Below are 24,166 nucleotides of genomic sequence, written 5' to 3' on the forward strand. Positions count from 1 at the left end.
TTATGGTCGGCGGCCACCCTCCTCTCGCAACAGCGCCTGCAAGGTGTCGAGCCGCGCACTGTCGAAGGCAGTGACCGTGCCCGATTCAAACACCCGGCGCGCCAGCCCGGTCAGCACCGCACCGGGCGGCAGTTCGATTTGTAAACGTACACCGCGCTCGTAAGCGCTTTGCACGGTGCCGCGCCAGTCCACCACGCGGCACATGTTGAAAGCGAGGTCATCACGCAACGCATCAGGCTTGATCAGCGGACGCGCGCGACTGCCACTCAGATAAGCGATTTTCGGGATTTGCAGTTCCACTTTGGCGAAGGCCTCGGCGAGGATTCGCGCAGGCTGATCCAGCAACGGACAGTGCGACGGCACGCTCACCGCCAGGCGTTTCGCCAGACCGGCGCCACGACTGCGCGCCAGTTCCGCCACCGCTTGCATGGCCTTGTCGCTGCCGGCAATCACCACTTGGTTATCGGCATTGATGTTGGCCAGATACACCGGCGACTCCGCGCTGTGCACCTGCGCCAGCAGCGTTTCGACGGTGGATAATTGCAGACCGATGATCGCGGTCATGCCATTGCCCTGTGGATAAGCCTGCTGCATCAACTCGCCACGCAGGCTGACCAGATTTAACGCATCGCTGAAGTTCAAGGCCCCGGCAACTACTGCTGCCGGGTACGCACCGATGGACAGGCCGGCGACGTAATCCGCCGTGAGTCCGTCCTGCAGCAACTGCCGCGAGGCAGCGACCCCGGCGATCAACAAGCACAGCTGAACCGCCCGGGTGCTGCGCAACGCATCGGCAGAATCGAGCCGCGCGACATCTTCACCGAGCACCTCGCTGGCCTCGGTCAAGGTCGCCCGAGGCAAACGCTGGAGCAGGCCCGGTTGTTGCGCACCCTGGCCGGGGAACACCAACAGGCTGCTCACGCTGCCTGCTCCTGCGGGTTCCACGGGTCAGCGACCAGACACGCTTGATGGGCGTTTTTCAGCAGCACCCGTGCAGACCCGCCGGCCCATTCGCGCAAAGCCACTGCACCGAACGGCGTCTGCAATTGCATGTCGACCCGGCACACGGCTTGATCAAAGAGCTCGACCAGTTTGCGTGCCTGATTGCGGGTAATCAGCTGCGGTGTACGCAGAATCAGATCGAGATCGCTGGCCGCGTGCATCGCCCTAAAACCACTGGCCAATTCAAACCCGACACTACCGCTGATACCCCAGACCCAACCGCAATCATCGAGCATCGGCCGCAGTTGTTTGAGTGCCTGCATCACCGGTAAATCACGCTCGCAATCGACATGACACAGCGCCTCCGGACTGACCCGACGCACAACCGCCTCAAGCGCCATGAACGCCGCCAGCCGCTGCTCACGCAACACACCGCGCACGCCCACCGCGATCAATCCTTCAGCGCTCACCGCCCGCCGCACCACCACCGGTTGCCCGGTAGCCAACGACTCGATTGCCCACTGCGGCGCATCCGCCGGTAGCTGCGCCGGGGTCATGCCCCACAGCAGGTCGTGGGCCAGTGGCAGGTTCACCACTGCGCCCTCAACAGTTCGCGCACGCGGCTGGAGGCTTGGCGATTTCTTGCGCCGAGACGATTGCTCAAGTCAGTGCTGGCGATATCGCCGATGGCCTGTTTCAGGCACTCGATCACCCGCGCCAGATCCTCCGCCGTCGGCTGCTCGATCTGCTGCACCGAGAGGGTTTCCCAGAGCAATCCGAGGCTGGCATAGCTGTCGATGTCGTAGGCCATTGGCGGCACGCTGGCGGCCAGTGCTTCCAGTTCCTCGACACTGCGCAAGGTCACCCGCGCCGCCGAGGCCTTGCCCATCGCATGCACCATCACCCCGGGATCGCGCAGGGCAATCAAGCGGTTGGCCTGATAACCGTGGGCAAGAAACGCCCCGGACATCGCCTTGCCCACCAGCAGCGCAATCACCGGATGCCCGGCCAAACGGGCGCGGGCATAACTGTCCGCCGCACCGGCCAGGGCCTGATGAATGCCGAGGGCTTCTTCGCGACGACCGTAAGCCTGGCTCGGGACGTCGACGATGGCGATGATCGGGCGCTTCTGCGCTTTGTCGCGATCCGCGGTGATCGCGTCATCCACCGCCTTGGCCAAGCCCCAGCCTTCGAGCAATCCGACTTCGCCATTGCGAGCCCGTGGGAAACGGTTGTCGGGGTCAGCGACCACCGCAATAAACCGCCCAAGTTCGCTGTCGGCGACCTTCAACGATGGCGGCAAACCTTCTATGGCTTTCGCCCCACCGGTCAGGGCGTTGAACCAGTTCAAACCGCGCACGGAATAACCACTCATGAGCGCTCTCCTTGATACAGATCGCGAACCACCGACGGCTCGATTTGCTTGGCGGTGTCCAAGCTCGCCAGACGTTGCAGGAACCATTCGGCGCGCTGACTGCGCGGCTGAGCAGGCAAGCCTTGTTGCAACAACTCGCCCACCTGCTGGCGGATCTGTGCCACATCATCGGCGACATAACGATCCACCAGACCACTGGCGAAACGCTGCTCGCCACCGGTCAGGCTCCAGATGAACGGCCGGTCGCGGGAGTCGTACTCTTCGATCCCGGCTTCCTGCTCGATCACTTGGGGGCCGTTGAGGCCGAGACGCGCTTCCTGGGTCACCAGCAAATAACTGCACAGCGCAGCGGCAATCGACATGCCGCCGAAACAACCGACGCTGCCCGCGACCACACCGACCACCGGTTGGTACTGCTGCAAATCGACAATCGCCGCATGAATATCGGCAATCGCCGCCAGCCCGAGGTTGGCTTCCTGCAATCGCACGCCACCGGTTTCCAGCAGCAGAATGGCGCGGGTCGGAATGCCTTTGCGGTTGTCTTCGGCGGCCAGTTCCAGCGCGCCGGCAATCTTCGCTCCGCCGACTTCGCCAAGGCTGCCGCCCTGGAACGCGCCTTCGATGGCGGCGATCACCACCGGCAGGCCGTCGAGGCTGCCTTTGGCAATCACCACGCCGTCATCGGCTTGCGGCACCACGCCCTGACGCTCCAGCCATGGCGACATCACCCGTTGAAACGGGTCGAGCAATTCGCGGAAGGTCCCGGCGTCGAGCAAGGCTTTCGCCCGTTGCCGCGCCCCGAGTTCGACGAAGCTGTGCTTGTGCAACAGCGCTGCGCTGTCAGTCATGGCCGATCTCCTCGAAACCTTGTTCCAGACGCAGCCGCACCACCCCCGGCGTGGCGCCGAAATCGTGAATATCGATGGCCATCGCCGATGGCGTGGTGCCGTCGAACATCCGCGCAAACAGATGCTGCCAGCGCTGCTGCGCACCGTTGACCGAGGTCTGCACATTGATCGTCAGCTTGCCGGCCAGCCCCGGTTCGATCAGCACTTCCAGATCGCCCGAGCCGACACAACCGACCAGCGCGCGCCCGCGCGGCGGCTGCCCGGCGGGGAATTCAAAGGATAAGGTTTCCATCAAAACGCTCCCTGAAGGATGCCGTCGCGCTCGATACGGTCGAGCAACAGCGTGGCGGCGAGCAAGTCGGCGGCGCCACCGGGCGAGGCATTCAATGCAATGAGTTGTTGATCCAGTTCGTGCAGGCGCCGACGCCCGCTGAGGCTGGCGCTGCCGCCAGCGTCGAGCACCGCTTGCGCGCCTTGTTGCATGGCCTGAAGACCTTGTTCACCGGCGCGGTAGAGCACGCAGGTGTCGGCCAGATCGGTCATGATCGCCAGCAGTGCATCGAGCCGGGCGTTCTGTTCGCCGTGGCCTCTGGCGCGGCTGCGTTTGAGTTGCGGCAGGCCACGTTGCAGCACGGACGGGAAGCCGAGTTGCGCTTCCTCACGGGCACCGCGTGCGCCGTAACGCAGGGCGACTTGTGCGCCGTGGCTCAGCGGTTTTGGTGCGTAGCGGTCATCGAGTAATGCCAGACGTGCGGCTCGCAAGGTGACGGCGTTGGCGCTGGAGGATTTCGGTTCGAGTGCAGCGGCGGTCACCAGTAACCCCAGTGCCCAAATGGCGCCGCGATGGGTATTCACACCGTTGGTGGTCGCGAGCATCGCTTGCTCGCCTTCGCGACCGATGCGGCCAATCGCTTCGCGCAACGTTGAATCGACTGCGCCGATTTCAGCCGCCGCTTCGGCCATTTCCTTGAACGCCGGCCACAACGACAACGCCGAGGCGTGCATCAGGCCCAAGTGCAGATCGGTGTGCGCGCCATTGCCGCGCCGGTCGACCAGCGCCGGTTTCGGCGACAGATCGGCTTCGTCGATCAGCGCATCCACCGCCAGATCGGCCAGACGTTCGCTCAGGCTCAGGGGTTTCGCTTGCAGGTTGAGTGCGTGCATTACCAGCTCCTGAATTTGGCGGGCGGGTTGTACAGGCCGCCGGACCACTCGACCAGATCAGCCACGCTTTTCGCTGCCAGCAGTTCGCGGGTGGCGTCGGTGCGGCGGATGCCGAGGTCTTCGGGCAAGGCGATCAGGCCTTCGCGGCGCATGCGTTCGGTATCTTTCGGGTTGTGGCGCAGGCCGATGGCGGTGACGCCGGCCACCGCTGCGATCATCGCTTGGCGTTCTTCCAGCGAGCGCGCTTTGTACAGGTAGGCGATGCCCTCTTCGGTGAGCAGGTGGGTAACGTCGTCGCCGTAGATCATGATCGGTGCCAGCGGCATACCGCTTTTCTTCGCCACTTCCACCGCGTCGAGGGTTTCGACGAAGGTCGGTTTGCCGCCCTCCTGAAAGGTCTCGACCATTTGCACCACAAGTTTCTTGCCGCGTTCGAGCATCGGTTGCTGTGAATCGTCGTGGCGCATGTCGAGCCAAGCCGGGGTGCCGTGACGGCGACCGCGCGGGTCGTGGCCCATGTTCGGCGCACCGCCGAAACCGGCGAGGCGACCACGGGTCACGGTCGAGGAATGGCCGTCGCCATCGACCTGCAACGTCGCGCCGATAAACAGATCCACCGCATACTGCCCGGCGAGTTGGCAGAACATCCGGTTGGAACGCAGCGAGCCGTCGCGCCCGGTGAAGAACACGTCCGGGCGCGCGGCGATGTAGTTTTCCATGCCCAGTTCGGTGCCGAAGCAATGCACGCTCTCGACCCAACCGCTCTCGATCGCCGGGATCAGGGTCGGGTGCGGGTTGAGCGTCCAGTTGCGGCAGATCTTGCCTTTGAGGCCGAGGGATTCGCCGTAGGTCGGCAGGATCAACTCAATGGCAGCGGTGTTGAAACCGATGCCGTGGTTCAGCGACTGCACGTTGTGTTTTTCGTAGATCCCGCGAATCGCCATCATCGCCATCAACACGTGCACCGGTTTGATGTGCCGTGGGTCGCGGGTGAACAGCGGTTCGATATAGAACGGCTTGTCGGCCACCACGACGAAATCGACCCATGACGCCGGGATGTCGACGCGCGGCAGTTCGCTGACGTCGTCGACCAACTGGTTGACCTGGACAATGACGATGCCGTCGCTGAACGCGGCCGGTTCGATCAGTGCCGGGGTGTCTTCAGTGCTGGGGCCGGTGTAGATGTTGCCGGCGCGGTCGGCCATGAACCCGGCCGAGAGCACGACATTGGGGATCAGGTCCACCACCAGCCGCGCGTAGAGTTCGATGTAAGTGTGAATCGCGCCGACTTCCAGCAGGCCGTCTTCAAGCAACTGGCTGATGCGCAGGCTTTGGGTGCCGGCGAAGGAGAAATCGAGCTTGCGGGCGATGCCGCGTTCGAACAGATCAAGGTGCTCGGAGCGACCGACGCTGGGCATGATCATGTGCAGATCATGCAGCTTGGCCGGGTCAGCCTTGGCGAGCGAACGGGAAAGGAAATCCGCCTGCTTCTGGTTGTTGCCTTCCAGCACCACCCGGTCGCCGGGATGGATCAACGCTTCAAGCGCGGCGACGATCTTGTCGCTGGGCAACACCACACCGTCGGCCAGCCCGCGCACCTTGTCGAGACGCCGCTGCTTCTCGTCACGCCGCCGCGTCCAGCGCGAGTCGGGGGAAATTGTTGTTGTCATGCTCACTCCACGGGGTTCGCTGTCGTGGAGCTAAGGTAGGCGTGTGGGGTGGGGGCATCAATCAAGCGCGGTGGTGAATCATTACGCTGAGCGTAACGTTCACTGCCGCATTCGCGAGCAGGCTCGCTCCCACAGGGGTTCTGTGTCGTGCTCAAAATCCCGGATCACTGAAGATCCAATGTGGGAGCGAGCCTGCTCGCGAAGAGGCCAGTCGGAACACCGCATCAATCAGTCCGTGGGCACCAATTTGTCCAACACCCGATTGACCGCCATCTCCGCCACCATCACCACCTGAGCAATGCCCTGCAGCGTCTTGCGGTGCGTGCCTTACACCAGCGCCGCATGGTTGTTGAGCATGACCGTAGCGGAGCCAAGGGATTCGCTGGCGTCGGCCAGCAGGGATTCGCTGTCGGCGTCGGGGTTGGCCATGTACAGCGTGTTGGGGGTGTAGGGCGTGGCCATGAGGTCGGGTTTTGGCGGGCCGAGGTAATGGTCGAGGGCGCGTTCGGCGGCTTCGTGGAATTTCTTTGATTCGGGGGCTTCGTAGGGGGATGCCGTGTCGGTGACCGGCGGGTTTGGCGTTACTTTGAACATGGGGATAAACCTCTATTAGGCCGCACCATCCCGCTGCTAAACGATAGGGTGGCGGCTATGCGCAAGTTAGCAGACCGGTCAATCCCCAACCCGGCGCACCCGAAGGTGCCATGCGCACAGCCACCATCAAGCGCAGGCGAATGCCTGACTGGATGAATCTCGTGCACCGGGGAAAGGACAAAGCCGGGCTGCTAAACCCGATCACTGGGAATCAGTGACGCAATCAAGTTACGCAGCCTGCCGAGGGCGCACAAGCCGGCGGATTCTGGTGCATGCGTAGGCAGCGGCGCAAGGATTTGTAGGCCGGTGAGGCGTAACACTGAGTGTCTTTAAACAGCTGTGCTGGAAAGTGTTTATTGCACTGAATGGATTGAGATTTGTCTGTCGGATTTTGGGGGATTCCGCAGGCGCTATCGCGAGCAGGCTCACTCCTACAGGGGGAACGCATTCCAATTGTAGGAGTGAGCCTGCTCGCGATGAGGCCAGTCAGGCCACTGAAGACTCCGGATCAGTGGATAAGTCCGGCATCCACCAACAACTGCTCCAACCCCAACAAATCCGGCACCTTGGCCACCTGCTCCCCGACCTGCACCGCCGCCTGCTCCAGCGCACACAACGGCACATCGACATAACTCAACTGACTGTCGAGCTTGTACGAACGCGGAATCCCCTGCACCAGCAGCGCAATGAATTTCAGCTGCGGCAAGCCGCCGAGGGCGTTGAGGATGACGATCCGCGCGCGTTCGCCGATGACGATTTTCTGCCCGCAGGCCGACTCGAAACTCAGCAGCGGAATCTGTCGCTCACGCCAGCTCACCCGCCCCAGGTACCACGGCGGTGTGTCGAGGTCGAAGGCGCTGGCCTGATAGTCGATCAGCTCGGCGACGGCGACGTTGGGCAGGATCAGGTTGCGGTCGGCCAATGGCAGCAGCAAGCCGGTGAGTTGGCTGGTGCGCGCGTTGTGGCGGCGCTCATGCATGTTTCTTGCTCCAGTGGGCAATGCTTTCGAGCAGCACCGATTCCTGATACGGCTTGCCGAGGTAGTCGTTGACGCCGATGGCCATCGCGCGGTCGCGGTGTTTCTGCCCGGTGCGCGAGGTGATCATGATGATCGGCAGGTGCTGCAGGCGCTCATCGTTGCGCACTTGAGTGGCGACTTCGAAGCCGTCCATGCGCGGCATTTCGATGTCGAGCAGCATCAGGTCGGGCATGTGTTCTTCGAGCAGCAGCATCGCGTCGACACCGTCCTTGGCGGTCAGCACGTTCATGCCGTGGCGTTCGAGCAATCGGCTGGTGACCTTGCGCACGGTCACCGAGTCATCGACCACCAGCACCAGCAACGGCTTCTGCGGTTCGCTGTCGATTTCCGCCTGCGCCGGACGCTGTGCAACCCGCGCCTGCATCGCGCGGATCGGTGCGAGTAGATCAAGAATCAGCACCACCCGGCCATCGCCAAGAATCGTCGCCCCGGACACGCCCTGCACTGCCGCGAACTGCGGGCCGAGGCTCTTGACCACGATCTCGCGGGTGCCAGCCATCGCATCGACCTGCACCGCGATGTGCCGGTCATTGCACTGCACCAGAAGCACCGGCAACGGCAGGCTCTGGCCGAGCAGTTTCGGGCGCGGCGCGGTTTTCAGCAGCTCGCCCAGGTAGCACAACTCATAGCGCTGGCCGGCGTAGTGGTAGCTCGGTGGATCGTTACGGAAGTGCCCTTCCAGATCATTCGGCAGGACGCGGACGATGCCTTCGATGGTGTTCAGCGGAATCGCGTATTGATCCTCGCCGCATTGCACCATCAGCGCGCGGTTGACCGACACGGTGAACGGCAGACGAATGCGGAAGTGCACGCCCTGCCCCGGCACCGAGTCGATGCTCATGGTGCCGCCGAGCTGCCGGACTTCCTCATGAACCACGTCCATGCCGACGCCGCGCCCGGAAATCTGGGTGATCTTTTCCGCCGTGGAGAACCCCGGCTGCAGGATGAATTGCAGCACGTCGCGGTCGCTGAGTTCGGCGTCCGGTGCCAGCAGGCCGCGCTTGATCGCCTTGCGCCGCACCGCTTCCAGCGGCACCCCGGCGCCGTCGTCGCGAATATCGAAAACGATGTCGCCACCCTCGCGGGTCAGGTCCAGGGTGATCGTGCCCTGCGCCGGTTTGCCCGCCGCCAGCCGCACTTCGGCCGACTCCAGACCATGGTCGACGGCGTTGCGCAGCATGTGCTCCAGCGGCGCGGCCATGCGCTCCAGCACGTTGCGATCCATCTCGCCTTCGGCGTTGCCGATGATGAACGCGACGTCTTTGTTCAGCTCTTCGGCGACCTGCCGCACGATACGTTTCAGGCGCGGCAGCATGCGTTCGAACGGCACCATGCGCGTACGCATCAGGCCTTCCTGCAACTCGGTGTTGATCCGCCCCTGTTGCTGCAACAGGTTCTCGGCGTCGTGGTTGCGGCGCTCGAGGGTTTCCTTGAGATCGAGCAAGTCGGAGGCGGATTCGAACAGCGCCCGCGACAGTTGCTGCAACTGCGAATGGCGGTCCATTTCCAGCGGGTCGAACTCTTCGTAACCGAGGCGTTCGGCATCGACTTGCTGACGGCTGAGGATCCGCCCCTGGGTTTCGGTGTCGAGCCGGCGCAACTGATCGCGCATGCGTTCGATGGTGGTTTCCATCTCGTTCAGCGCGGTTTGCGCATCGCTGACTTGCTGCTCGATACGTCCACGGAAAATCGAGGTTTCCCCGGCCAGATTGACCAGCTCATCGAGCAGTTCGGCGGAGACCTTGACCATGTCCGCGCCGGCATCAGCGGCGGGTGCTGCAGGCTCGGTCTTGGTCGGAATCGGCAACGGCGACGGTGTGTCAGGAGTCGCCGGGTGGCTGAAATTCTGGATCGCGTTGATCAGCCGATCCGCCGGCGGGCATGGCTGCCCGGCGCGCACGCCATCGAGCATTTGCGCCAGGCGGTCATGCCCGCGCTGCACCAGCGCGAACAGTTCGGCGGACGGTTGCAGCACGCCGGTGGCGAGGCTTTCGTAAAGGTATTCGAGCTCATGGGCGAGGTCGCCGATCGGGCCGATCTCGACCATCCGCGCGCCGCCCTTGAGGGTGTGCAGATCGCGCAGCAGGGTTTCCACTTCCTGCCGATTGCCCGGCTCGGCCTGCCAGCGCAACAACGCCGCGCCGGAGCTTTCGATGATGTCGAAACCTTCTTCGAGGAAGATTTCCAGCAGTTCCGGATCATGCGCCGCGCTGTCGGGTACAGCCGTCGGCTGCGCCGTTTCGGCACTGCCGGACTGGCCCTGACGGAATTGGCGGATCGCTTCGATCAAGTCTTGCGCCGGGGTCAGTGGCTGATGGTTGTGCAACTGTTCAAGCAACTGGGCCAAGCGGTCGTGGCTCTTGTGCAGCAAGCGTCCGAGCAGCTCACTGTAGCTGTGGCGACGATCTACCAGACCTTCGTAGAGACTTTCCAGCTCATGGGCCAGATCGCCGATGGCATCGACCTCGGCCATCCGCGCGCCACCCTTGAGGGTGTGCAGATCGCGCTGCAACGACGACAGCGGCGCAGCGTTGTCCGGGTCGCTCAACCAGCGCTGCAAGGCTTGTCCGGCACTGTCGAGAATGTCCACCGCTTCTTCGAGAAAGATCTCGACGATCTCGTCGTCCGGTGCGGTCTCGGCATTGGCGTGGGCGAGTTCGGCAGTCGCGGCGCCCAGTTCGCTGATGCTCAAGGTCCTGCTGCCGTCGCTGCGAATCAGCCCCATGGCGGTCGGATCGAGGCTTTCATCGAGCAGCTCGTGCAGGGCACGAATGCGCTGCGGCTGCGGGGTGACTTCCTGGCCGGCGGCCAGTTCGTCGAGCATGTTGATCAGCGCTTCATGGGCGTTCTGCGCTTCGTGGAAAAACCTGTCGCTGACCGCCAGGCTGCTTTCTTCGACGGCGCCATAGAGGTCGAGCAAGGCTTCGCAGAGCACGTCCACCGGCAGCAGGTCGGCGAGGTGTGCGCCTTCGCCGAGGGTGGTCAGTTCATCGAGCAGCGCGCTGAGCTCCTGACGCTCGCCGGGGTGTTGCTGCCAGCGTTGCAACAGGCTTTCGGCGTCGAGCAGGATGTCCATGCCCTGGGCGAGGAAGTTGTTGATCAGTTGCGGATCGCGCTTGATCCGCAGGCCGGTGGTCGGCGCGTTAAGGATCGCTTCCAGACGTTCGGCCAGCAGCGTTTCGGTGCGTTTGATCAGCGACTGCGCACCGACAATCGGCGCCAGCGGATCGTGCTTGAGCTGGCGCAAACCGACGCGGAACAGACCTTCGGCTTCGAGGAGCAATTCCACTTCATCCAGATCCAGTGGCAACTGATGCGCCTTGAACTCGCGCGCCAGTTTATCCAGCGGCGCCGCCAGTTCGGCAATCGGCAATACGCCGGCCATCGACGCACTGCCCTTGAGCGTGTGCAAGGCGCGCTGCAATTCGTCGCTGGCCGGCAGCGGCACATGTTCGGCGGCCTGATCGAGGAAGCGGTTGAGGCTGGCGAGGTGGGTTTCGGCCTCGTTGCGAAAGATCTCCAGCAACAGCGGGTCGAGAGCCGCCACGTCGTCGACGTCTTCGGCCGCCAGCGGCTCGACGCCTTTGGCCAGCGCATGCGCGCGGGCCGCCAGTTGATCGACATCGCTGCGCTGCCGCTGGCGCTGAGTGGCGAATTCGCTGATCAGTTCCGGCAGCAACAACACCGTGTCGGTGAGCAACTGCTGCACCTGCGCGCCGGGTTCGACGCTGTGCTCCAACACGCGGTTGAGCAGGTTTTCCACCGCCCAGGCCAGTTCGCCAAGGATCAACGCGCGCACCATGCGCCCGCTGCCCTTCAAGGTGTGAAAGGCGCGGCGCAGCTCGGTCAGGGCGGCGCGGTCATGAGTGTCAGCCGTCCAGCGCGGCAGGTATTCGTGCAGAACCTCAAGCACCTCGTCGGTCTCTTCGAGGAACACTTCGCGCAGTTCATCGTCCACCGGTGCTTCATCGAGCGGCGGTGGCATCAGGCTGCCGGGGGTGATCAAGGCCGGCGGGTTGACTGCCGATACCGGACTGGCCAGCACCTCCGCCAGCGACTGCACGGTCTGCGGATCGTCCAGCGCCTGCAGATCCTGCATCACCAGCGCTTCGCTGGGGCTGAGCACGTCGTCGAGCAGCGGCACGTGCTGTTCGTGTGGAAAGAAACCGAGGCTGGCGAGGCTCTTCTGTGCGACATCCAGCAGTTGCTCATTCGGCGCCTGCGGGTCGTCGCTCAGGCGTTCGAGGTAATACTCGAGGCTGGTGATGACGTCGGCCAGATTATCCAGTTGCTGCCAGCCCGGCTGATGCGGATCGAGCAGCAGGTGTTCGCGGATGAAGCTGTTGCAGGCCTCGACCAGACTCGCCGCCCGGCTCAGCGGAATCATCGCCAGCGCGCCGCGCACCTGGGTCAGCAACTCCGGCAACGGTTGCAGTTGCTGGCGATCCCAGTCGGCGTCGATGTAATCGACGATCATGTCCTTGGCCTGTTGCAGGCAGATGCGTGCTTCCTTGATCACGATCTGATGGATCTGCGTCAGGTCGGTGGTCGGCAGGCGCGCGTCTTCGGGGCTTTCCGGCTCGACGGTGCCGACCATTCCGGCGAGGTTGGCTTCGACGTAAAGCAGCGCGCCGGCAACGTCCATCAGGGTCGCGTCATTAGGTTCGCGCTGGCCCTGAGCGAGGCTGAGCACCACCGCCAGTTGATCGATGATGACTTTGCGCGGCTGGCCGAAACCGAGCACCGCGAGGGTGTCGGCGATCTGCCGCAGCGGCGCCAGCAGACTCTCCAGATCGGAGGTGTGCTGACGGTCGCTACGGACGAACAGGTCGAGGCGTTCCTTGACCCGCACCAATTCTTCGCACAGCGCCGCCAGCACCGAGCGCATCGCATCGCGGTCGGGGCCGGCCAGACGCGCGCGTTCTTCGTCGACCATCGCGCTGTCGGGCAACGCGTCGTCCAGGGAGTAGCGATCTTTCATGGTCAGCATCTGCCCGGTGGGATGTTCGGCTTTGGCAATATAGAACAGCAGGCTTTTCAGCAACTCCGGCGGGGGCGGCTGATTGAGGCCGCGCGGGCCTTGTTCGAGCAGGCGCTTGAGTTCCTTGTCGGCGTCCTTGAACAGGCTGCGCAACGCCGGACTGTTGGCAATGGCGCCTTCGCGCATGCCTTCGACCAGCGCGGATGCGACCTGCCACAGCGGGCTCAACGGCGCATTGGCGCTGAGCGCTTCGAGGCGCTGGAAGACTTTCGCCAGGTATTCGAGGTGGGTCTGGTCATCCTGCTCGCGCAGCAACCCGACCAGCGCCATTTGCAGCATCTGGCGCAACTTACGCAGCACGTTGGGCCACTCGGCCGGCTCGAGCGCGGCCAAGGCTTCTGCGCTCAACGGCGGCAAGTCCGGCAGTGGCGGGCTGAACAGGCTGGTTTCCGAGAGCAGGCTGTCGCCGCGCGCACTGCGCAGATCGTTGATCAGCGGCAGCACCACCAGCGGCAAGTCGCGGCGGGCGCTCTGCACGCGATCGAGGTAAATCGGCAATTGCCCGAGGGCTTGCAGCAGCAAGTGCAGGGCTTCATCGCGATGGGCGACGCGCCCCTGCTGCAAGGCTTCGACCAGATGCTGCATTTCTTCGGCGAGCAACGCCGCGCCGTAGAACTCAACCATCTGCAAACTGCCGTGCACCTGATGGATATAGGCCAGACACTCATCCAGCCCCGGCGTGGCCTGCGGGTCATCGAGCACGGTTTCAATCGCCTGATGCGCCTGTTTCAGCGTTTCGGCAATTTCACCCTTGACCCATTCGAGGGCCACGTAGTCGTGCCGGTCACCCATAACCACTCCACTCACGCCTTGTCCGTCGCGGACGCCGACGGCAAGGTGAAACCGGATACCGAACGGCGCAGCTGACTGGCCATTTTCGCCAGATTGCCGATGCTCTCGGCGGTGGCGGTGGAGCCGGACGAGGTCTGCGTGGTGATCTGCTGAATCACGTTCATCGTCAGCGAGATCTGACCGGCCGACGAGGTCTGCTGCTGCGCCGCGTTGGAGATGCTTTGAATCAGCGCGGCGAGGGTTTTCGATACACCTTCGATTTCTTCCAGAGCCACACCGGCATCCTGCGCCAGTCGCGCGCCGCGCACCACTTCGGTGGTGGTCTGTTCCATGGAAATCACCGCTTCGTTGGTGTCGGTCTGAATCGCCCGCACCAGGGTTTCGATCTGCCGGGTGGCGGCGGACGAACGTTCGGCCAACCGCTGCACTTCGTCGGCGACCACGGCAAAGCCGCGCCCGGCATCCCCGGCCATCGAAGCCTGAATCGCCGCGTTGAGCGCGAGGATGTTGGTCTGGTCGGCAATGTCGTCGATCAGGCTGACGATGTCGCCGATTTCCTGCGACGACTCGCCCAGACGCTTGATGCGTTTGGCGGTGTCCTGAATCTGTTCGCGGATGTTGTCCATGCCGTGGATGGTGTTGTGCACCACCTCATTGCCCTTGTTGGCGATTTCCACCGAACGCTCGGCCACCGCCGATGATTCAGCGGCGTTGGCCGAGACCTGATCGATGGACTGAGCCATATCGCTGATCGCGGTCGAGGCTTCGGAAATCTGCTGCGCCTGATGTTCCGAGGCCTGGGCCAGGTGCATGGCGGTGGCCTGGGTTTCCTGCACGGCGGCGGCGACCTGGCCGGCGGTGAGGTTGATGGTGGCGACCAGATCGCGCAGTTGGTCGACCGAGTAGTTGATCGAATCGGCGATGGTCCCGGTGAAGTCTTCGGTCACCGAGGCGGTCACGGTCAGGTCACCGTCGGCGAGGTCTTCGATCTCATCGAGCAGGCGCATGATCGCGTTCTGATTGCGTTCGTTCTTCTCGGCGGTCTCGCGCAACTGGCGGTTGGTTTCACGAACCATGACCATGCCGATCAGGATGATCGAAGCCAGCGCAAGCAAGCCCAGCACGTAGCCGCCGATAGTGTCGGTGCTGCGCCCGCCGGCAAGGTTTTCGAAACCGCTGGCGAGGTGCGAGGCTTCGTCGAGCAGGGTCTGCGACAGGCTGAAGATATTGCTCGCCGACTCCCGGACCTTGAACAGCTCCGGCGAGGTTTCGAGGATTTCGTCCACCGAGCCGGAGACGAACTGGAACAGCTCGGAGATTTCACTCAGCCGCGCACGGGCATCACGGTCTTCGACTTGGCTGATTTTCAGGGTCGGGTTGCCCTGCAACATGCCGTTGAGGACTTGGCCGAAACGGGTGGCGTCGCGGCCAAACGCATCGGCAGCCTGCTGCGAATTCTCGTCGCCAGCGAGCACGGTGTTGACCGCGCCGAGAATGCGTTCAGCGAGCAGCGATTGGCGCTGGGCCATCGCCACTTGGGCGGCTGGCGCGCCGCGCTGCAGGAGGATCTCGACGACTTTTTCGTATTCGATCTGCAACTGCGGCACGGTTTCAGCCAGGGTCGCGGCGACCTGATGCAGCGAGAGCACGGTCTGCTCACTTGAGAGAATCGCATCGGTGTTTTTCAGCAGGCGTTCCCAATCCAGCTGCACCGCGCGCATTTCCGGGCGCACGGTGGCCGGCGCGGGTGGCAGGCCGGTGGCCGGGTCGCCCTTCTTCAGGTAACCCCAGCGCTGGGCAAAATCGTTGCGCGCATCGCTCAGCAGCTTGAACGCTGCCGACTTCCCGGCAGCCGCTTCGGTGGCGTTCTTGGCGATGCGTTGCGACAGCACGCGCAGCTCACCGGCGTGGCCGATGTACTGCTTGTCGTAGTTGGCCTGGGTGTTGAGGTAGGCGAAGTTGGCGAACAGCAGCATGATGAACACGATCAGTGCGATGAACAGCACGATGATCTGCGAGCGACTGCGCGATCCTTCTGCCGACTTGCCTGTTTTTGCTTTTGTCATCGGTCCTCGCCCTTAACCCACTTCTTTGAGGCCTGCTGCAATCCCTGTGGGAGCGAGCCTGCTCGCGAAAGCGTCGGGTCAGCCAATATTTATCTTGCCTGACACGCCCTCTTCGCGAGCAGGCTCGCTCCCACAGGGGACAGTGTTGAATCTGTTATATCGCGACGCTCATGAACACCGGCGATTTGGCCAGCGCAAACAGGCTGAACACCCGCCAGTTCTGCTCACGTCGGAAATAGCCTTTGACGAACTCGGCCTTGGAACCCTGGCGTTTGCTGATCGAGATCGGTTCGAAGCTGTCCTGCTCGAAGTGCTGCAGACCGAACACCTCATCAACCAGCAGCCCGGCGAACACGTCGTTGTGCTCCACCACCAATACCCGCCGCTGTTTGCGCAGCGGCGACAGCTCATGGCCGAAGAAGCCGCACAGGTCCATGATCGGCAGCAAGCGCCCACGCAGGTTAGCCACCCCTTTGACCCACGGCTTGACCCCGGGCAACTGCGTGCAACGCGGTTCGTGCAGCACTTCGCTGACTTCGCCCATCGGCGTCACGTACCAATGCTCGCCGAGGCGAAAACCGATGCCGCTCCAGCGATCCTGACGGCCGGGCTGCGACGGCAGGTCCGCCGCCAGCAGACGGCAGCGCTGGTCGATCTGCCACAGCAGCTCGAACGCGGTCAGCGACTGGTTCATGGCCGCGCGATCAACCGGCCAGCACGTTGTTCAGGGTCTTGATCAGCATGTCTTCTTCGACCGGTTTGGTCAGGTAATCCTTCGCGCCCTGGCGCGTGCCCCAGACCTTGTCGGTTTCCTGATCCTTGGTGGTGATGATGATCACCGGGATGTGGCTGGTCTCGGCATCCTTGGTCAGTTGCCGGGTAGCCTGGAAGCCGTTGAGGCCGGGCATGACGATGTCCATCAAGACCGCGTCAGGCTTTTCCTGACGGGCCAGGGCCACGCCGTCGGCGCCGTTTTCGGCCTTGAGCACTTCATGGCCGTGCTTTTCCAGCATGCCGGTGAGTTTGTACATTTCAGTCGGCGAATCATCGACGATCAGGATACGTGCCATGGTCTTCCCCATTTTTCTTGTCGACCCCCGGCCCGCTGGCCGAGCGTCACTGTACGTGTCTTACTGCGGCAAAACGGCGGCGAAGCCCGGAACATGGGCCTGAATCGCGTCGAGCAGTTCTTCCTTGCTGAAAGGCTTGGTCAAAAATTGATCAGAACCGACAATCCGCCCCTTGGCCTTGTCGAACAGCCCGTCACGCGACGACAGCATGATCACCGGAGTGGCCTTGAACGCACTGTTGTTCTTGATTAAAGCGCAGGTCTGATAACCATCCAGACGCGGCATCATGATGTCGACAAAAATGATCCCGGGGTGGTGGTCGGCGATCTTGGCCAACGCGTCGAAACCGTCGATGGCCGTGATGACTTCGCAGCCCACATTTCTCAACAGCGTTTCGGCGGTGCGACGAATCGTTTTCGAGTCATCGATCACCATGACCTTCAAGGCGCTGGACTGCTGTTCCATAAGAGGGCTCTACCGTCGCCTTTGCGAATCAAATTGTCCGTTTTGCGATGAGTAATGGCTGGAAACCCTTGATGCTCAAGGGCCAGCACGCTATGCCAGCCTTTTTAGCACAGTCTCCAGATGCAATCTATCGACGGGTTTTTCCTTGACCGAAAACCCTGCCAGCGCCACTCTGGCGGCACTTTTTCAATACCGATCCGGTAGCCAATTTTCGAGGAAAACCCAATGAGCGTTCGCGTCGGGATTGTCATGGACCCTATCGCCAGCATTTCCTATAAAAAGGATAGCTCGCTGGCCATGCTGCTGGCCGCGCAGAAACGTGGCTGGGAACTGTTCTACATGGAGCAGCGCGACCTGTATCAGGCCGAAGGTCAGGCCCGGGCGCGCATGAAGCCGCTGAAAGTCTTCGCCAACCCGGAAAAATGGTTCGAACTGGACGCCGAGCAGGACAACCTGCTGAGCGACCTCGACGTGATCCTGATGCGCAAGGATCCGCCGTTCGACATGGAGTTCGTCTACTCCACCTATTTGCTGGAACAGGCCGAAACCGCCGGCGTGCTGGTGGTCAACAAGCCGCAGAGCCTGCGCGACTGCAACGAAAAACTGTTCGCCACGCTGTTCCCGCAGTGCACCCCGCCGACCATCGTCAGCCGCCGCGCCGATGTGCTGCGTGAATTCGCCGCCAAGCATGGCGACGTAATCCTCAAGCCGCTGGACGGCATGGGCGGCACTTCGATTTTCCGTCACCGCGTCGGCGACCCGAACCTGTCGGTGATTCTGGAAACCCTGACCGCCCTCGGCAATCAGCAGATCATGGGCCAGGCCTACCTGCCGGCAATCAAGGACGGCGACAAACGCATCCTGATGATCGACGGCGAGCCGGTGGATTACTGCCTGGCGCGAATTCCGGCGCAAGGCGAAACCCGTGGCAACCTCGCGGCCGGTGGTCGTGGCGAAGCGCGGCCGCTGACCGACAAGGATCGCTGGATCGCCGCCCAGGTTGGCCCGACCCTGCGCGAGAAAGGTTTGCTGTTCGTCGGTCTGGACGTGATCGGTGAAAACCTCACCGAAATCAACGTCACCAGCCCGACCTGCATCCGCGAAATCGACAACGCTTTCGGTACCGACATCGGCGGCATGCTGATGGATGCCATCGACAAGAAGCTGCAAGCCGCCGGCAAAAAGCCGCAAGCTTGACGTGTGTCACATGCAGCCTGTCGCTTGAAGCGTGAAGCCCAAGGCGCGAAACCAACATTGCGTTATCATGCGCAGCCTCTGAAAAACGCGATGTTGGTTTTCTTGTCATGACCCTCCCGTCCGATCTGCCCGCAGAACTCGCCCACCGTGGCGTGCGCCCGGCCGATCGCCTCGGATTTACCCTGTTTCTCGCGGCGCTGATTCATTTGGCGCTGCTGCTTGGCGTCGGCTTTACCATGGTCGAGCCCAAGCAGATCAGCAAAACCCTGGAAATCACCCTCGCCACCTTCAAGAGCGAAACCAAGCCGAAAAAGGCTGATTTCCTCGCTCAGGAAAACCAGGAAGGCAGCGGCACCCTCGACAAGAAGGCGATTCCCAAGACCACCGAGGTCGCGCCGTTCCAGGACAATCAGGTCAAGAAGGTCACCCCGCCCCCGGCCGCCAAACCGGAAGTGCGCGAAGCAGCACCCAAGGCTGCAGTGACCACGGTGGCGCCGAAACAGCAAAAGGCGCCGACCAAGAAAGAAGAAACCAAGACCGAGACCAAACCTGCGGTCAACGCGCCGACGTTCGACAGCTCGCAGCTGTCCAGCGACATCGCCAGCCTCGAAGCGGAACTGGCCAACGAACAACAGCTGTACGCCAAACGCCCGCGCATTCACCGCTTGAGCGCGGCCTCGACCATGCGCGACAAGGGCGCCTGGTACAAGGATGACTGGCGCAAGAAGGTCGAGCGCATCGGCAACCTCAATTACCCGGAAGAAGCGCGGCGCAAGCAGATTTACGGCAACCTGCGGCTGATGGTCTCGATCAACCGCGATGGCTCGCTGTATGAAGTGCTGGTGCTCGAGTCCTCCGGCCAGCCGCTGCTGGATCAGGCGGCGCAGCGCATCGTCCGGCTGGCGGCACCGTTTGCACCGTTTACCGGCGATCTGTCGGATATCGACCGACTGGAAATCATCCGCACCTGGAAATTCGCCCGGGGCGACAAGCTCTCCAGTAACTGACCGCCGGCATACAGGTTTTTTGTGGTGAGGGGATTTATCCCCGATCGGCTGCGAAGCAGTCGCAAAACCAGCATGCGCGGTATGTCAGGCATATCACGTCAATGGATTCAGGGCCGCTTCGCGCCCCATCGGGGGTAAATCCCCTCACCACAAAGGTTCAGCTTCAACAATGGATCTGCGTTGTTCTCTGATCCTCAGCTTGTCAGTTCGCCCCTTGAACGCCACACTATCGCTCATGAAAAACGTCAGCCCCAGCTACCTCAAGCATCACTTCCTGATCGCCATGCCGCACATGGCCGACCCGAACTTTGCCCACACCTTGACCTACATCGTCGAGCACACGGCCAATGGCGCCATGGGGCTGGTGGTCAATCGACCGCAAGAGCTGAATCTGGCTGACATTCTCGAGCAATTGCGCCCGGACATCGATCCGCCAGCGCTGTGCCAGCATGTGCCGATCTTCATTGGTGGCCCGGTGCAGACCGATCGCGGTTTCGTCCTGCACCCGGCGGGCAAGACCTTTCAGGCCACCGTCGAACTGGACGGTGATCTGGCGCTGTCCACCTCGCAGGACGTGCTGTTCGCCATCGCCGACGGCGTAGGCCCGGCGAAAAGCGTAATCACCCTTGGTTATGCCGGTTGGGAAGCCGGGCAACTGGAGGCTGAACTGGCCGACAACGCCTGGCTGACCTGCCCGTACGACGCCGACATCCTGTTCAACACCAGCAGCGAGCTGCGTCTGGAAGCGGCGGCACGGCATCTGGGGATCAACCTCAGCCTGCTGACCAGTCAGGCGGGGCACGCCTGATGGCCCTGCGCCTGATTCTCGGCTTCGACTACGGCACCAAACAGATCGGCGTTGCGGTCGGCCAGGTGATTACCGGCCAGGCCCGTGAGCTGTGCACCCTGAAAGCGCAGAACGGCGTGCCCGACTGGAATCAGGTCGAAGCGCTGTTCAAGGAATGGAAACCCGACGCCGTGGTGGTCGGCCTGCCGCTGAACATGGACGGTACGCCCAGCGAGATGTGCCTGCGCGCGGAGAAATTCGCCCGACGCCTCAATGGCCGCTTCAATGTGCCCTTCTATACCCACGACGAACGCCTGACTACCTTTGAAGCCAAGGGTGAGCGACTGGTGCGTGGCGGGCAGAAAGGCAGTTACCGCGACAACCCGGTGGACGCCATCGCCGCCGCTCTGCTGCTGCAGGGCTGGCTCGATGAAAACACTGCATTGTTTGAATCCTGACAAGCGCTTCGGCGCTTTTCTTTTGGTTATAAACCCAGCCACGTCCGGCAGGACGCGGCTCGGAATCACGAAGGAGCAACCATGAGCCTGCCCAATCCCGCCGATCTGATCAGCCAGATGGCGACCCGCCTCAAGGCGCACCTTGCACAGCGTGATATCAGCGAACCGCGTTACATCGGCATCCGCACTGGCGGCATCTGGGTCGCGCAGGCCTTGCTCAAGGAATTGGCCAGCGACGCGCCATTGGGCACGCTGGATGTTTCCTTCTACCGCGACGACTTCAGCCAGAACGGCCTGCACCCGCAAGTGCGCCCCTCGGCCCTGCCCTTCGAGATCGAAGGCCAGCATCTGGTGCTGATCGATGACGTATTGATGAGCGGCCGGACCATCCGCGCCGCCATGAACGAACTGTTCGACTACGGCCGCCCGGCCAGCGTGACCCTGGTCTGCCTGCTCGACCTGGACGCCGGCGAGCTGCCGATCCGCCCGAACGTGGTCGGCGCGACGCTGTCGCTGGCCGCCAATGAGCGGGTCAAGCTGTCCGGCCCGGAGCCGCTGACGCTCGAACTGCAAGACCTGAATTCCTAACCCGCCCTTATTGAGAGTCCCCCTCGCGATGACGCCTCTAGATACCAAGCGCCCGCTGCAGCTCAATGATCAGGGCCAGCTGCGCCACTTCCTCTCGCTCGACGGCCTGCGCCGCGAGTTGCTGACGGAAATCCTCGACACTGCCGACTCGTTCCTCGAAGTCGGTGCCCGGGCGGTGAAGAAGGTCCCGTTGCTGCGCGGCAAGACCGTGTGCAACGTGTTCTTCGAAAACTCCACCCGCACCCGCACCACCTTCGAACTGGCGGCCCAGCGGCTGTCGGCGGACGTGATCACCCTGAACGTGTCGACCTCGTCGGCCAGCAAAGGTGAAACCCTGCTCGACACCCTGCGCAACCTCGAAGCGATGGCCGCCGACATGTTCGTCGTGCGCCACGGTGACTCCGGCGCCGCACACTTCATCGCCGAACACGTCTGCCCGCAGGTGGCGATCATCAACGGCGGCGACGGCCGGCACGCACACCCGACCCAGGGCATGCTCGACATGCTCACCATCCGTCGGCACAAGGGCGGTTTCGAAAACCTCTCGGTGGCGATCGTCGGCGACATCCTGCACTCGCGGGTGGCGCGCTCGAACATGTTGGCCCTGAAGACCCTCGGCTGCCCTGACATCCGCGTGATCGCGCCGAAGACCCTGCTGCCGATCGGCATCGAGCAGTACGGCGTCAAGGTCTACACCGACATGAACGAAGGCCTGAAGGACGTCGACGTGGTGATCATGCTGCGCCTGCAGCGTGAGCGCATGACCGGCGGCCTGCTGCCGAGCGAAGGCGAGTTCTACCGCCTGTTCGGCCTGACGACTGCGCGTCTGGCCGGGGCCAAGCCCGATTGCATCGTCATGCACCCGGGGCCTATCAACCGTGGCGTGGAAATCGAGTCCGCGGTGGCCGACGGCCCGCACTCGGTGATCCTCAATCAAGTCACCTACGGCATCGCCATCCGCATGGCCGTGCTGTCGATGGCCATGAGCGGGCAAACAGCGCAACGTCAATTCGAGCAGGAGAACGCCCAGTGAAGCTCAGCATTCTCGGCGCCCGCGTCATCGATCCAAGCAGCGGCCTGGATCAAATCACCGACATTCACGTTGAAGCCTGCAAGATCGTCGCCCTCGGCGCCGCACCGGCCGGTTTCACCGCTGTGGAAACCATCGACGCCAACGGTCTGGTTGCAGCACCGGGCCTGGTCGACCTGAATGTGGCCCTGCGCGAGCCGGGCTACAGCCGCAAAGGCAGCATCGCCAGCGAAACCCGTGCCGCTGCGGCCGGCGGCGTGACCAGCCTGTGCTGCCCGCCGAAGACCAAACCGGTGCTCGACACTTCGGCCGTGGCCGAACTGATCCTCGACCGCGCCCGCGAGGCCGGCAACACCAAGGTGTTCCCGATTGGCGCACTGAGCAAAGGCCTGGACGGCGAGCAACTGGCTGAACTGGTGGCGCTGCGCGACGCCGGTTGTGTGGCGTTCGGCAATGGTCTGGAGAGTTTCCGCAACACCCGCACCCTGTGCCGGGCGCTGGAATACGCGGCGACCTTCGACCTGACGGTGATTTTCAATTCGCAGGATCACGACCTGGCCGATGGCGGTCTGGCGCATGAAGGCGCGGTCGCCAGTTTCCTCGGCCTGCCGGGGATTCCGGAAACCGCTGAGACCGTGGCCCTGGCCCGCGATCTGCTGCTGGTCGAGCAGACCGGCGTGCGCGCGCACTTCAGCCAACTGACCAGCGCGCGCGGCGTGGCCCTGATCGCTCAGGCGCAGGCCCGTGGCTTGAAGGTCACCGCCGATGTCGCTCTGTATCAGTTGATCCTCACCGATGAAGCGCTGATCGACTTCAGCAGCCTGTATCACGTGCAACCGCCGCTGCGCACCCGCGCCGACCGCGACGGCCTGCGTGAAGCGGTGAAGTCCGGGGTGATTTCGGCGATTTCCAGCCATCACCAACCGCATGAGCGCGACGCCAAACTGGCACCGTTCGGCGCGACCGAGCCGGGCATCAGCAGTGTGGAATTGCTGCTGCCGCTGGCGATAACGCTGGTTGAGGATGGTCTGCTGGATCTGCCGACCCTGCTGGCGCGCCTGAGCGCTGGGCCTGCTGACGCGCTGCGTCTGCCGGCGGGCAAACTGGCGGTGGGCAGTGCGGCGGATATCGTGCTGTTCGATCCGAAAGCATCCACCGTGGCTGGTGAAGGCTGGCTGTCGAAGGGCGAGAACTGCCCGTTCCTCGGTCACACCCTGCCGGGTGTGGTGCGTTACACCTTGGTGGATGGGCGGATCAGTCACCAGGCGTAACCGGCTGCTGAGGGACATTGTGGCGAGGGGATTTATCCCCGATGGGCTGCGCAGCAGCCCTCAATCTACAACCGCGGTGATTCAATTCCTCCGCGGTTGAATGTTTTAGGGCCGCTACGCGCCCCATCGGGGATAAATCCCCTCGCCACAGGTTACTGAAAGGCGCCGCGATTCTGCGCGTTACGCACCGAAACCTGATCATTCAGCGTCCAGAAGTCATACAGCACACCAATAAAGAACAACCCGCCGGTCAGCAGATACAGCAACCCGCTGATCCACTTGCCCTGGTACATCCGGTGCACGCCGAACACGCCCAGGAACGTCAGCAGAATCCACGCCACGTTGTATTCGATCGGCCCTGCGGTGAAACGCAGATCCGCCTCGCGATCCATTGCCGGGATCAGGAACACGTCGATCAGCCAGCCAATGCCCAGCAGACCGAAGGTGAAGAACCAGATCGTCCCGGTCACCGGTTTGCCGTAATAGAAGCGGTGAGCGCCGGTGAAACCAAAAATCCACAGCAGATAACCGATGATTTTGCTGTGCGTATCCTGCGGTGCAGCGACCTGCTGATAGCGGTTCATGAAGACCTCGATTCACACGATAGATAAATTTTCTTTAATTCTTTGTGACTTTTTTACATGTAGCCGACGTACGGCAAATGTTACCGTGTCGTCCGTCAAAGCCTTATAGCACCGGACTTCTGTCCGACGATTGCGTCCGCTTGCCGCTTGTTTGGTTCCGTTACCCTCCGATGGAATC

General features: G+C 62.7%; 21 protein-coding genes and 1 pseudogene. 7 read left to right on the forward strand and 15 right to left on the reverse strand.

Annotation, left to right across the window (positions count from 1 at the left end; all coding sequences use genetic code 11):
• From mdcH to pilG, 14 genes and pseudogenes are all read right to left on the reverse strand, one after another.
• Positions 1 to 921 (reverse strand): malonate decarboxylase subunit epsilon, encoded by a 921-nt coding sequence (mdcH, locus tag CRO59_RS17760; RefSeq protein WP_097088994.1) that lies wholly within the window; start codon positions 919 to 921, stop codon positions 1 to 3.
• Complete coding sequence (locus tag CRO59_RS17765) at positions 918 to 1,538, reverse strand: malonate decarboxylase holo-ACP synthase (protein WP_097088992.1); 621 nt, start codon at positions 1,536 to 1,538, stop codon at positions 918 to 920. Before CRO59_RS17765 ends, mdcH begins: the two co-directional genes overlap by 4 nt.
• Positions 1,532 to 2,317: a biotin-independent malonate decarboxylase subunit gamma gene (mdcE, locus tag CRO59_RS17770; protein WP_097088989.1), complete on the reverse strand. Its 786-nt coding sequence runs from the start codon at positions 2,315 to 2,317 to the stop codon at positions 1,532 to 1,534. Before mdcE ends, CRO59_RS17765 begins: the two co-directional genes overlap by 7 nt.
• A complete protein-coding gene (locus CRO59_RS17775) occupies positions 2,314 to 3,165 on the reverse strand; it encodes a biotin-independent malonate decarboxylase subunit beta (protein WP_097088987.1) in 852 nt (283 codons plus the stop codon). The genes mdcE and CRO59_RS17775 overlap by 4 nt, the downstream gene beginning before the upstream one ends.
• Entirely contained in the window at positions 3,158 to 3,457 is a 300-nt protein-coding gene (locus CRO59_RS17780) for a malonate decarboxylase subunit delta (protein ID WP_097088985.1), read from the reverse strand. The genes CRO59_RS17775 and CRO59_RS17780 overlap by 8 nt, the downstream gene beginning before the upstream one ends.
• Positions 3,457 to 4,329 (reverse strand): triphosphoribosyl-dephospho-CoA synthase, encoded by an 873-nt coding sequence (locus tag CRO59_RS17785; RefSeq protein ID WP_097088984.1) that lies wholly within the window; start codon positions 4,327 to 4,329, stop codon positions 3,457 to 3,459. The genes CRO59_RS17780 and CRO59_RS17785 overlap by 1 nt, the downstream gene beginning before the upstream one ends.
• The gene (mdcA, locus tag CRO59_RS17790; protein ID WP_097088983.1) at positions 4,329 to 5,999 is read right to left on the reverse strand and encodes a malonate decarboxylase subunit alpha; all 1,671 of its coding nucleotides are present in this window, start codon (positions 5,997 to 5,999) and stop codon (positions 4,329 to 4,331) included. Before mdcA ends, CRO59_RS17785 begins: the two co-directional genes overlap by 1 nt.
• A gap of 228 nt (positions 6,000 to 6,227) precedes the next feature.
• Positions 6,228 to 6,593 (reverse strand): annotated as a pseudogene (locus CRO59_RS17795) (DUF6124 family protein).
• A 508-nt stretch (positions 6,594 to 7,101) separates the two neighbouring features.
• Entirely contained in the window at positions 7,102 to 7,572 is a 471-nt protein-coding gene (locus CRO59_RS17800) for a chemotaxis protein CheW (protein WP_003229084.1), read from the reverse strand.
• Complete coding sequence (locus tag CRO59_RS17805; RefSeq protein ID WP_097088981.1) at positions 7,565 to 13,465, reverse strand: Hpt domain-containing protein; 5,901 nt, start codon at positions 13,463 to 13,465, stop codon at positions 7,565 to 7,567. The genes CRO59_RS17800 and CRO59_RS17805 overlap by 8 nt, the downstream gene beginning before the upstream one ends.
• 11 nt (positions 13,466 to 13,476) lie before the next feature.
• Positions 13,477 to 15,531: a methyl-accepting chemotaxis protein gene (locus CRO59_RS17810; RefSeq protein WP_097088978.1), complete on the reverse strand. Its 2,055-nt coding sequence runs from the start codon at positions 15,529 to 15,531 to the stop codon at positions 13,477 to 13,479.
• Between the two features lie 154 nt (positions 15,532 to 15,685).
• Positions 15,686 to 16,225: a chemotaxis protein CheW gene (locus tag CRO59_RS17815; RefSeq protein WP_007964098.1), complete on the reverse strand. Its 540-nt coding sequence runs from the start codon at positions 16,223 to 16,225 to the stop codon at positions 15,686 to 15,688.
• 10 nt (positions 16,226 to 16,235) lie between these two features.
• The gene (pilH, locus tag CRO59_RS17820; RefSeq protein ID WP_025109154.1) at positions 16,236 to 16,601 is read right to left on the reverse strand and encodes a twitching motility response regulator PilH; all 366 of its coding nucleotides are present in this window, start codon (positions 16,599 to 16,601) and stop codon (positions 16,236 to 16,238) included.
• A gap of 60 nt (positions 16,602 to 16,661) precedes the next feature.
• A complete protein-coding gene (pilG, locus tag CRO59_RS17825; protein ID WP_097088976.1) occupies positions 16,662 to 17,066 on the reverse strand; it encodes a twitching motility response regulator PilG in 405 nt (134 codons plus the stop codon).
• A 225-nt stretch (positions 17,067 to 17,291) separates the two neighbouring features.
• Between pilG and gshB the strand changes: the two genes are divergently transcribed.
• The 7 genes from gshB (at position 17,292) to CRO59_RS17860 (ending at position 23,404) form a co-directional block, all read left to right on the forward strand.
• On the forward strand, positions 17,292 to 18,263 hold the full coding sequence (gshB, locus tag CRO59_RS17830; protein WP_027610584.1) for a glutathione synthase: 972 nt from the start codon (positions 17,292 to 17,294) through the stop codon (positions 18,261 to 18,263).
• 107 nt (positions 18,264 to 18,370) lie between these two features.
• Entirely contained in the window at positions 18,371 to 19,270 is a 900-nt protein-coding gene (locus CRO59_RS17835; protein WP_007964106.1) for an energy transducer TonB, read from the forward strand.
• A gap of 235 nt (positions 19,271 to 19,505) precedes the next feature.
• Positions 19,506 to 20,078, forward strand: a complete 573-nt coding sequence (locus tag CRO59_RS17840; protein ID WP_097088974.1) for a YqgE/AlgH family protein — start codon at positions 19,506 to 19,508, stop codon at positions 20,076 to 20,078.
• Entirely contained in the window at positions 20,078 to 20,515 is a 438-nt protein-coding gene (gene ruvX, locus CRO59_RS17845; RefSeq protein ID WP_003229101.1) for a Holliday junction resolvase RuvX, read from the forward strand. Before CRO59_RS17840 ends, ruvX begins: the two co-directional genes overlap by 1 nt.
• Positions 20,516 to 20,596: 81 nt before the next feature.
• The gene (gene pyrR / locus CRO59_RS17850; protein WP_027610583.1) at positions 20,597 to 21,103 is read left to right on the forward strand and encodes a bifunctional pyr operon transcriptional regulator/uracil phosphoribosyltransferase PyrR; all 507 of its coding nucleotides are present in this window, start codon (positions 20,597 to 20,599) and stop codon (positions 21,101 to 21,103) included.
• 28 nt (positions 21,104 to 21,131) lie between these two features.
• Positions 21,132 to 22,136: an aspartate carbamoyltransferase catalytic subunit gene (locus tag CRO59_RS17855; RefSeq protein WP_003229107.1), complete on the forward strand. Its 1,005-nt coding sequence runs from the start codon at positions 21,132 to 21,134 to the stop codon at positions 22,134 to 22,136.
• Entirely contained in the window at positions 22,133 to 23,404 is a 1,272-nt protein-coding gene (locus CRO59_RS17860) for a dihydroorotase (RefSeq protein ID WP_097088972.1), read from the forward strand. The genes CRO59_RS17855 and CRO59_RS17860 overlap by 4 nt, the downstream gene beginning before the upstream one ends.
• 152 nt (positions 23,405 to 23,556) lie before the next feature.
• On the opposite strand, the gene CRO59_RS17865 is transcribed toward CRO59_RS17860, so the two are convergent.
• Positions 23,557 to 23,988, reverse strand: a complete 432-nt coding sequence (locus CRO59_RS17865) for a TM2 domain-containing protein (RefSeq protein ID WP_007964113.1) — start codon at positions 23,986 to 23,988, stop codon at positions 23,557 to 23,559.
• Between the last annotated feature and the right edge of the window lie 178 nt (positions 23,989 to 24,166).

Origin of the sequence: Pseudomonas sp. LAMO17WK12:I5 (genome assembly GCF_900215165.1) — a bacterium.
GTDB lineage: Bacteria > Pseudomonadota > Gammaproteobacteria > Pseudomonadales > Pseudomonadaceae > Aquipseudomonas > Aquipseudomonas putida_A.

Coding starts and splice junctions, on each gene's coding strand:
- CRO59_RS17785 (WP_097088984.1), bottom strand. CDS start 4,329: ATGCACGCACTCAACCTGCAAGCGAAACCCCTGAGCCTGAGCGAACGT.
- CRO59_RS17780 (WP_097088985.1), bottom strand. CDS start 3,457: ATGGAAACCTTATCCTTTGAATTCCCCGCCGGGCAGCCGCCGCGCGGG.
- CRO59_RS17775 (WP_097088987.1), bottom strand. CDS start 3,165: ATGACTGACAGCGCAGCGCTGTTGCACAAGCACAGCTTCGTCGAACTC.
- CRO59_RS17835 (WP_007964106.1), top strand. CDS start 18,371: ATGACCCTCCCGTCCGATCTGCCCGCAGAACTCGCCCACCGTGGCGTG.
- pilH (WP_025109154.1), bottom strand. CDS start 16,601: ATGGCACGTATCCTGATCGTCGATGATTCGCCGACTGAAATGTACAAA.
- CRO59_RS17800 (WP_003229084.1), bottom strand. CDS start 7,572: ATGCATGAGCGCCGCCACAACGCGCGCACCAGCCAACTCACCGGCTTG.
- pyrR (WP_027610583.1), top strand. CDS start 20,597: ATGAGCCTGCCCAATCCCGCCGATCTGATCAGCCAGATGGCGACCCGC.
- CRO59_RS17815 (WP_007964098.1), bottom strand. CDS start 16,225: ATGAACCAGTCGCTGACCGCGTTCGAGCTGCTGTGGCAGATCGACCAG.
- CRO59_RS17805 (WP_097088981.1), bottom strand. CDS start 13,465: ATGGGTGACCGGCACGACTACGTGGCCCTCGAATGGGTCAAGGGTGAA.
- CRO59_RS17840 (WP_097088974.1), top strand. CDS start 19,506: ATGAAAAACGTCAGCCCCAGCTACCTCAAGCATCACTTCCTGATCGCC.
- ruvX (WP_003229101.1), top strand. CDS start 20,078: ATGGCCCTGCGCCTGATTCTCGGCTTCGACTACGGCACCAAACAGATC.
- CRO59_RS17810 (WP_097088978.1), bottom strand. CDS start 15,531: ATGACAAAAGCAAAAACAGGCAAGTCGGCAGAAGGATCGCGCAGTCGC.
- gshB (WP_027610584.1), top strand. CDS start 17,292: ATGAGCGTTCGCGTCGGGATTGTCATGGACCCTATCGCCAGCATTTCC.
- pilG (WP_097088976.1), bottom strand. CDS start 17,066: ATGGAACAGCAGTCCAGCGCCTTGAAGGTCATGGTGATCGATGACTCG.
- mdcE (WP_097088989.1), bottom strand. CDS start 2,317: ATGAGTGGTTATTCCGTGCGCGGTTTGAACTGGTTCAACGCCCTGACC.
- mdcA (WP_097088983.1), bottom strand. CDS start 5,999: ATGACAACAACAATTTCCCCCGACTCGCGCTGGACGCGGCGGCGTGAC.
- CRO59_RS17865 (WP_007964113.1), bottom strand. CDS start 23,988: ATGAACCGCTATCAGCAGGTCGCTGCACCGCAGGATACGCACAGCAAA.
- CRO59_RS17855 (WP_003229107.1), top strand. CDS start 21,132: ATGACGCCTCTAGATACCAAGCGCCCGCTGCAGCTCAATGATCAGGGC.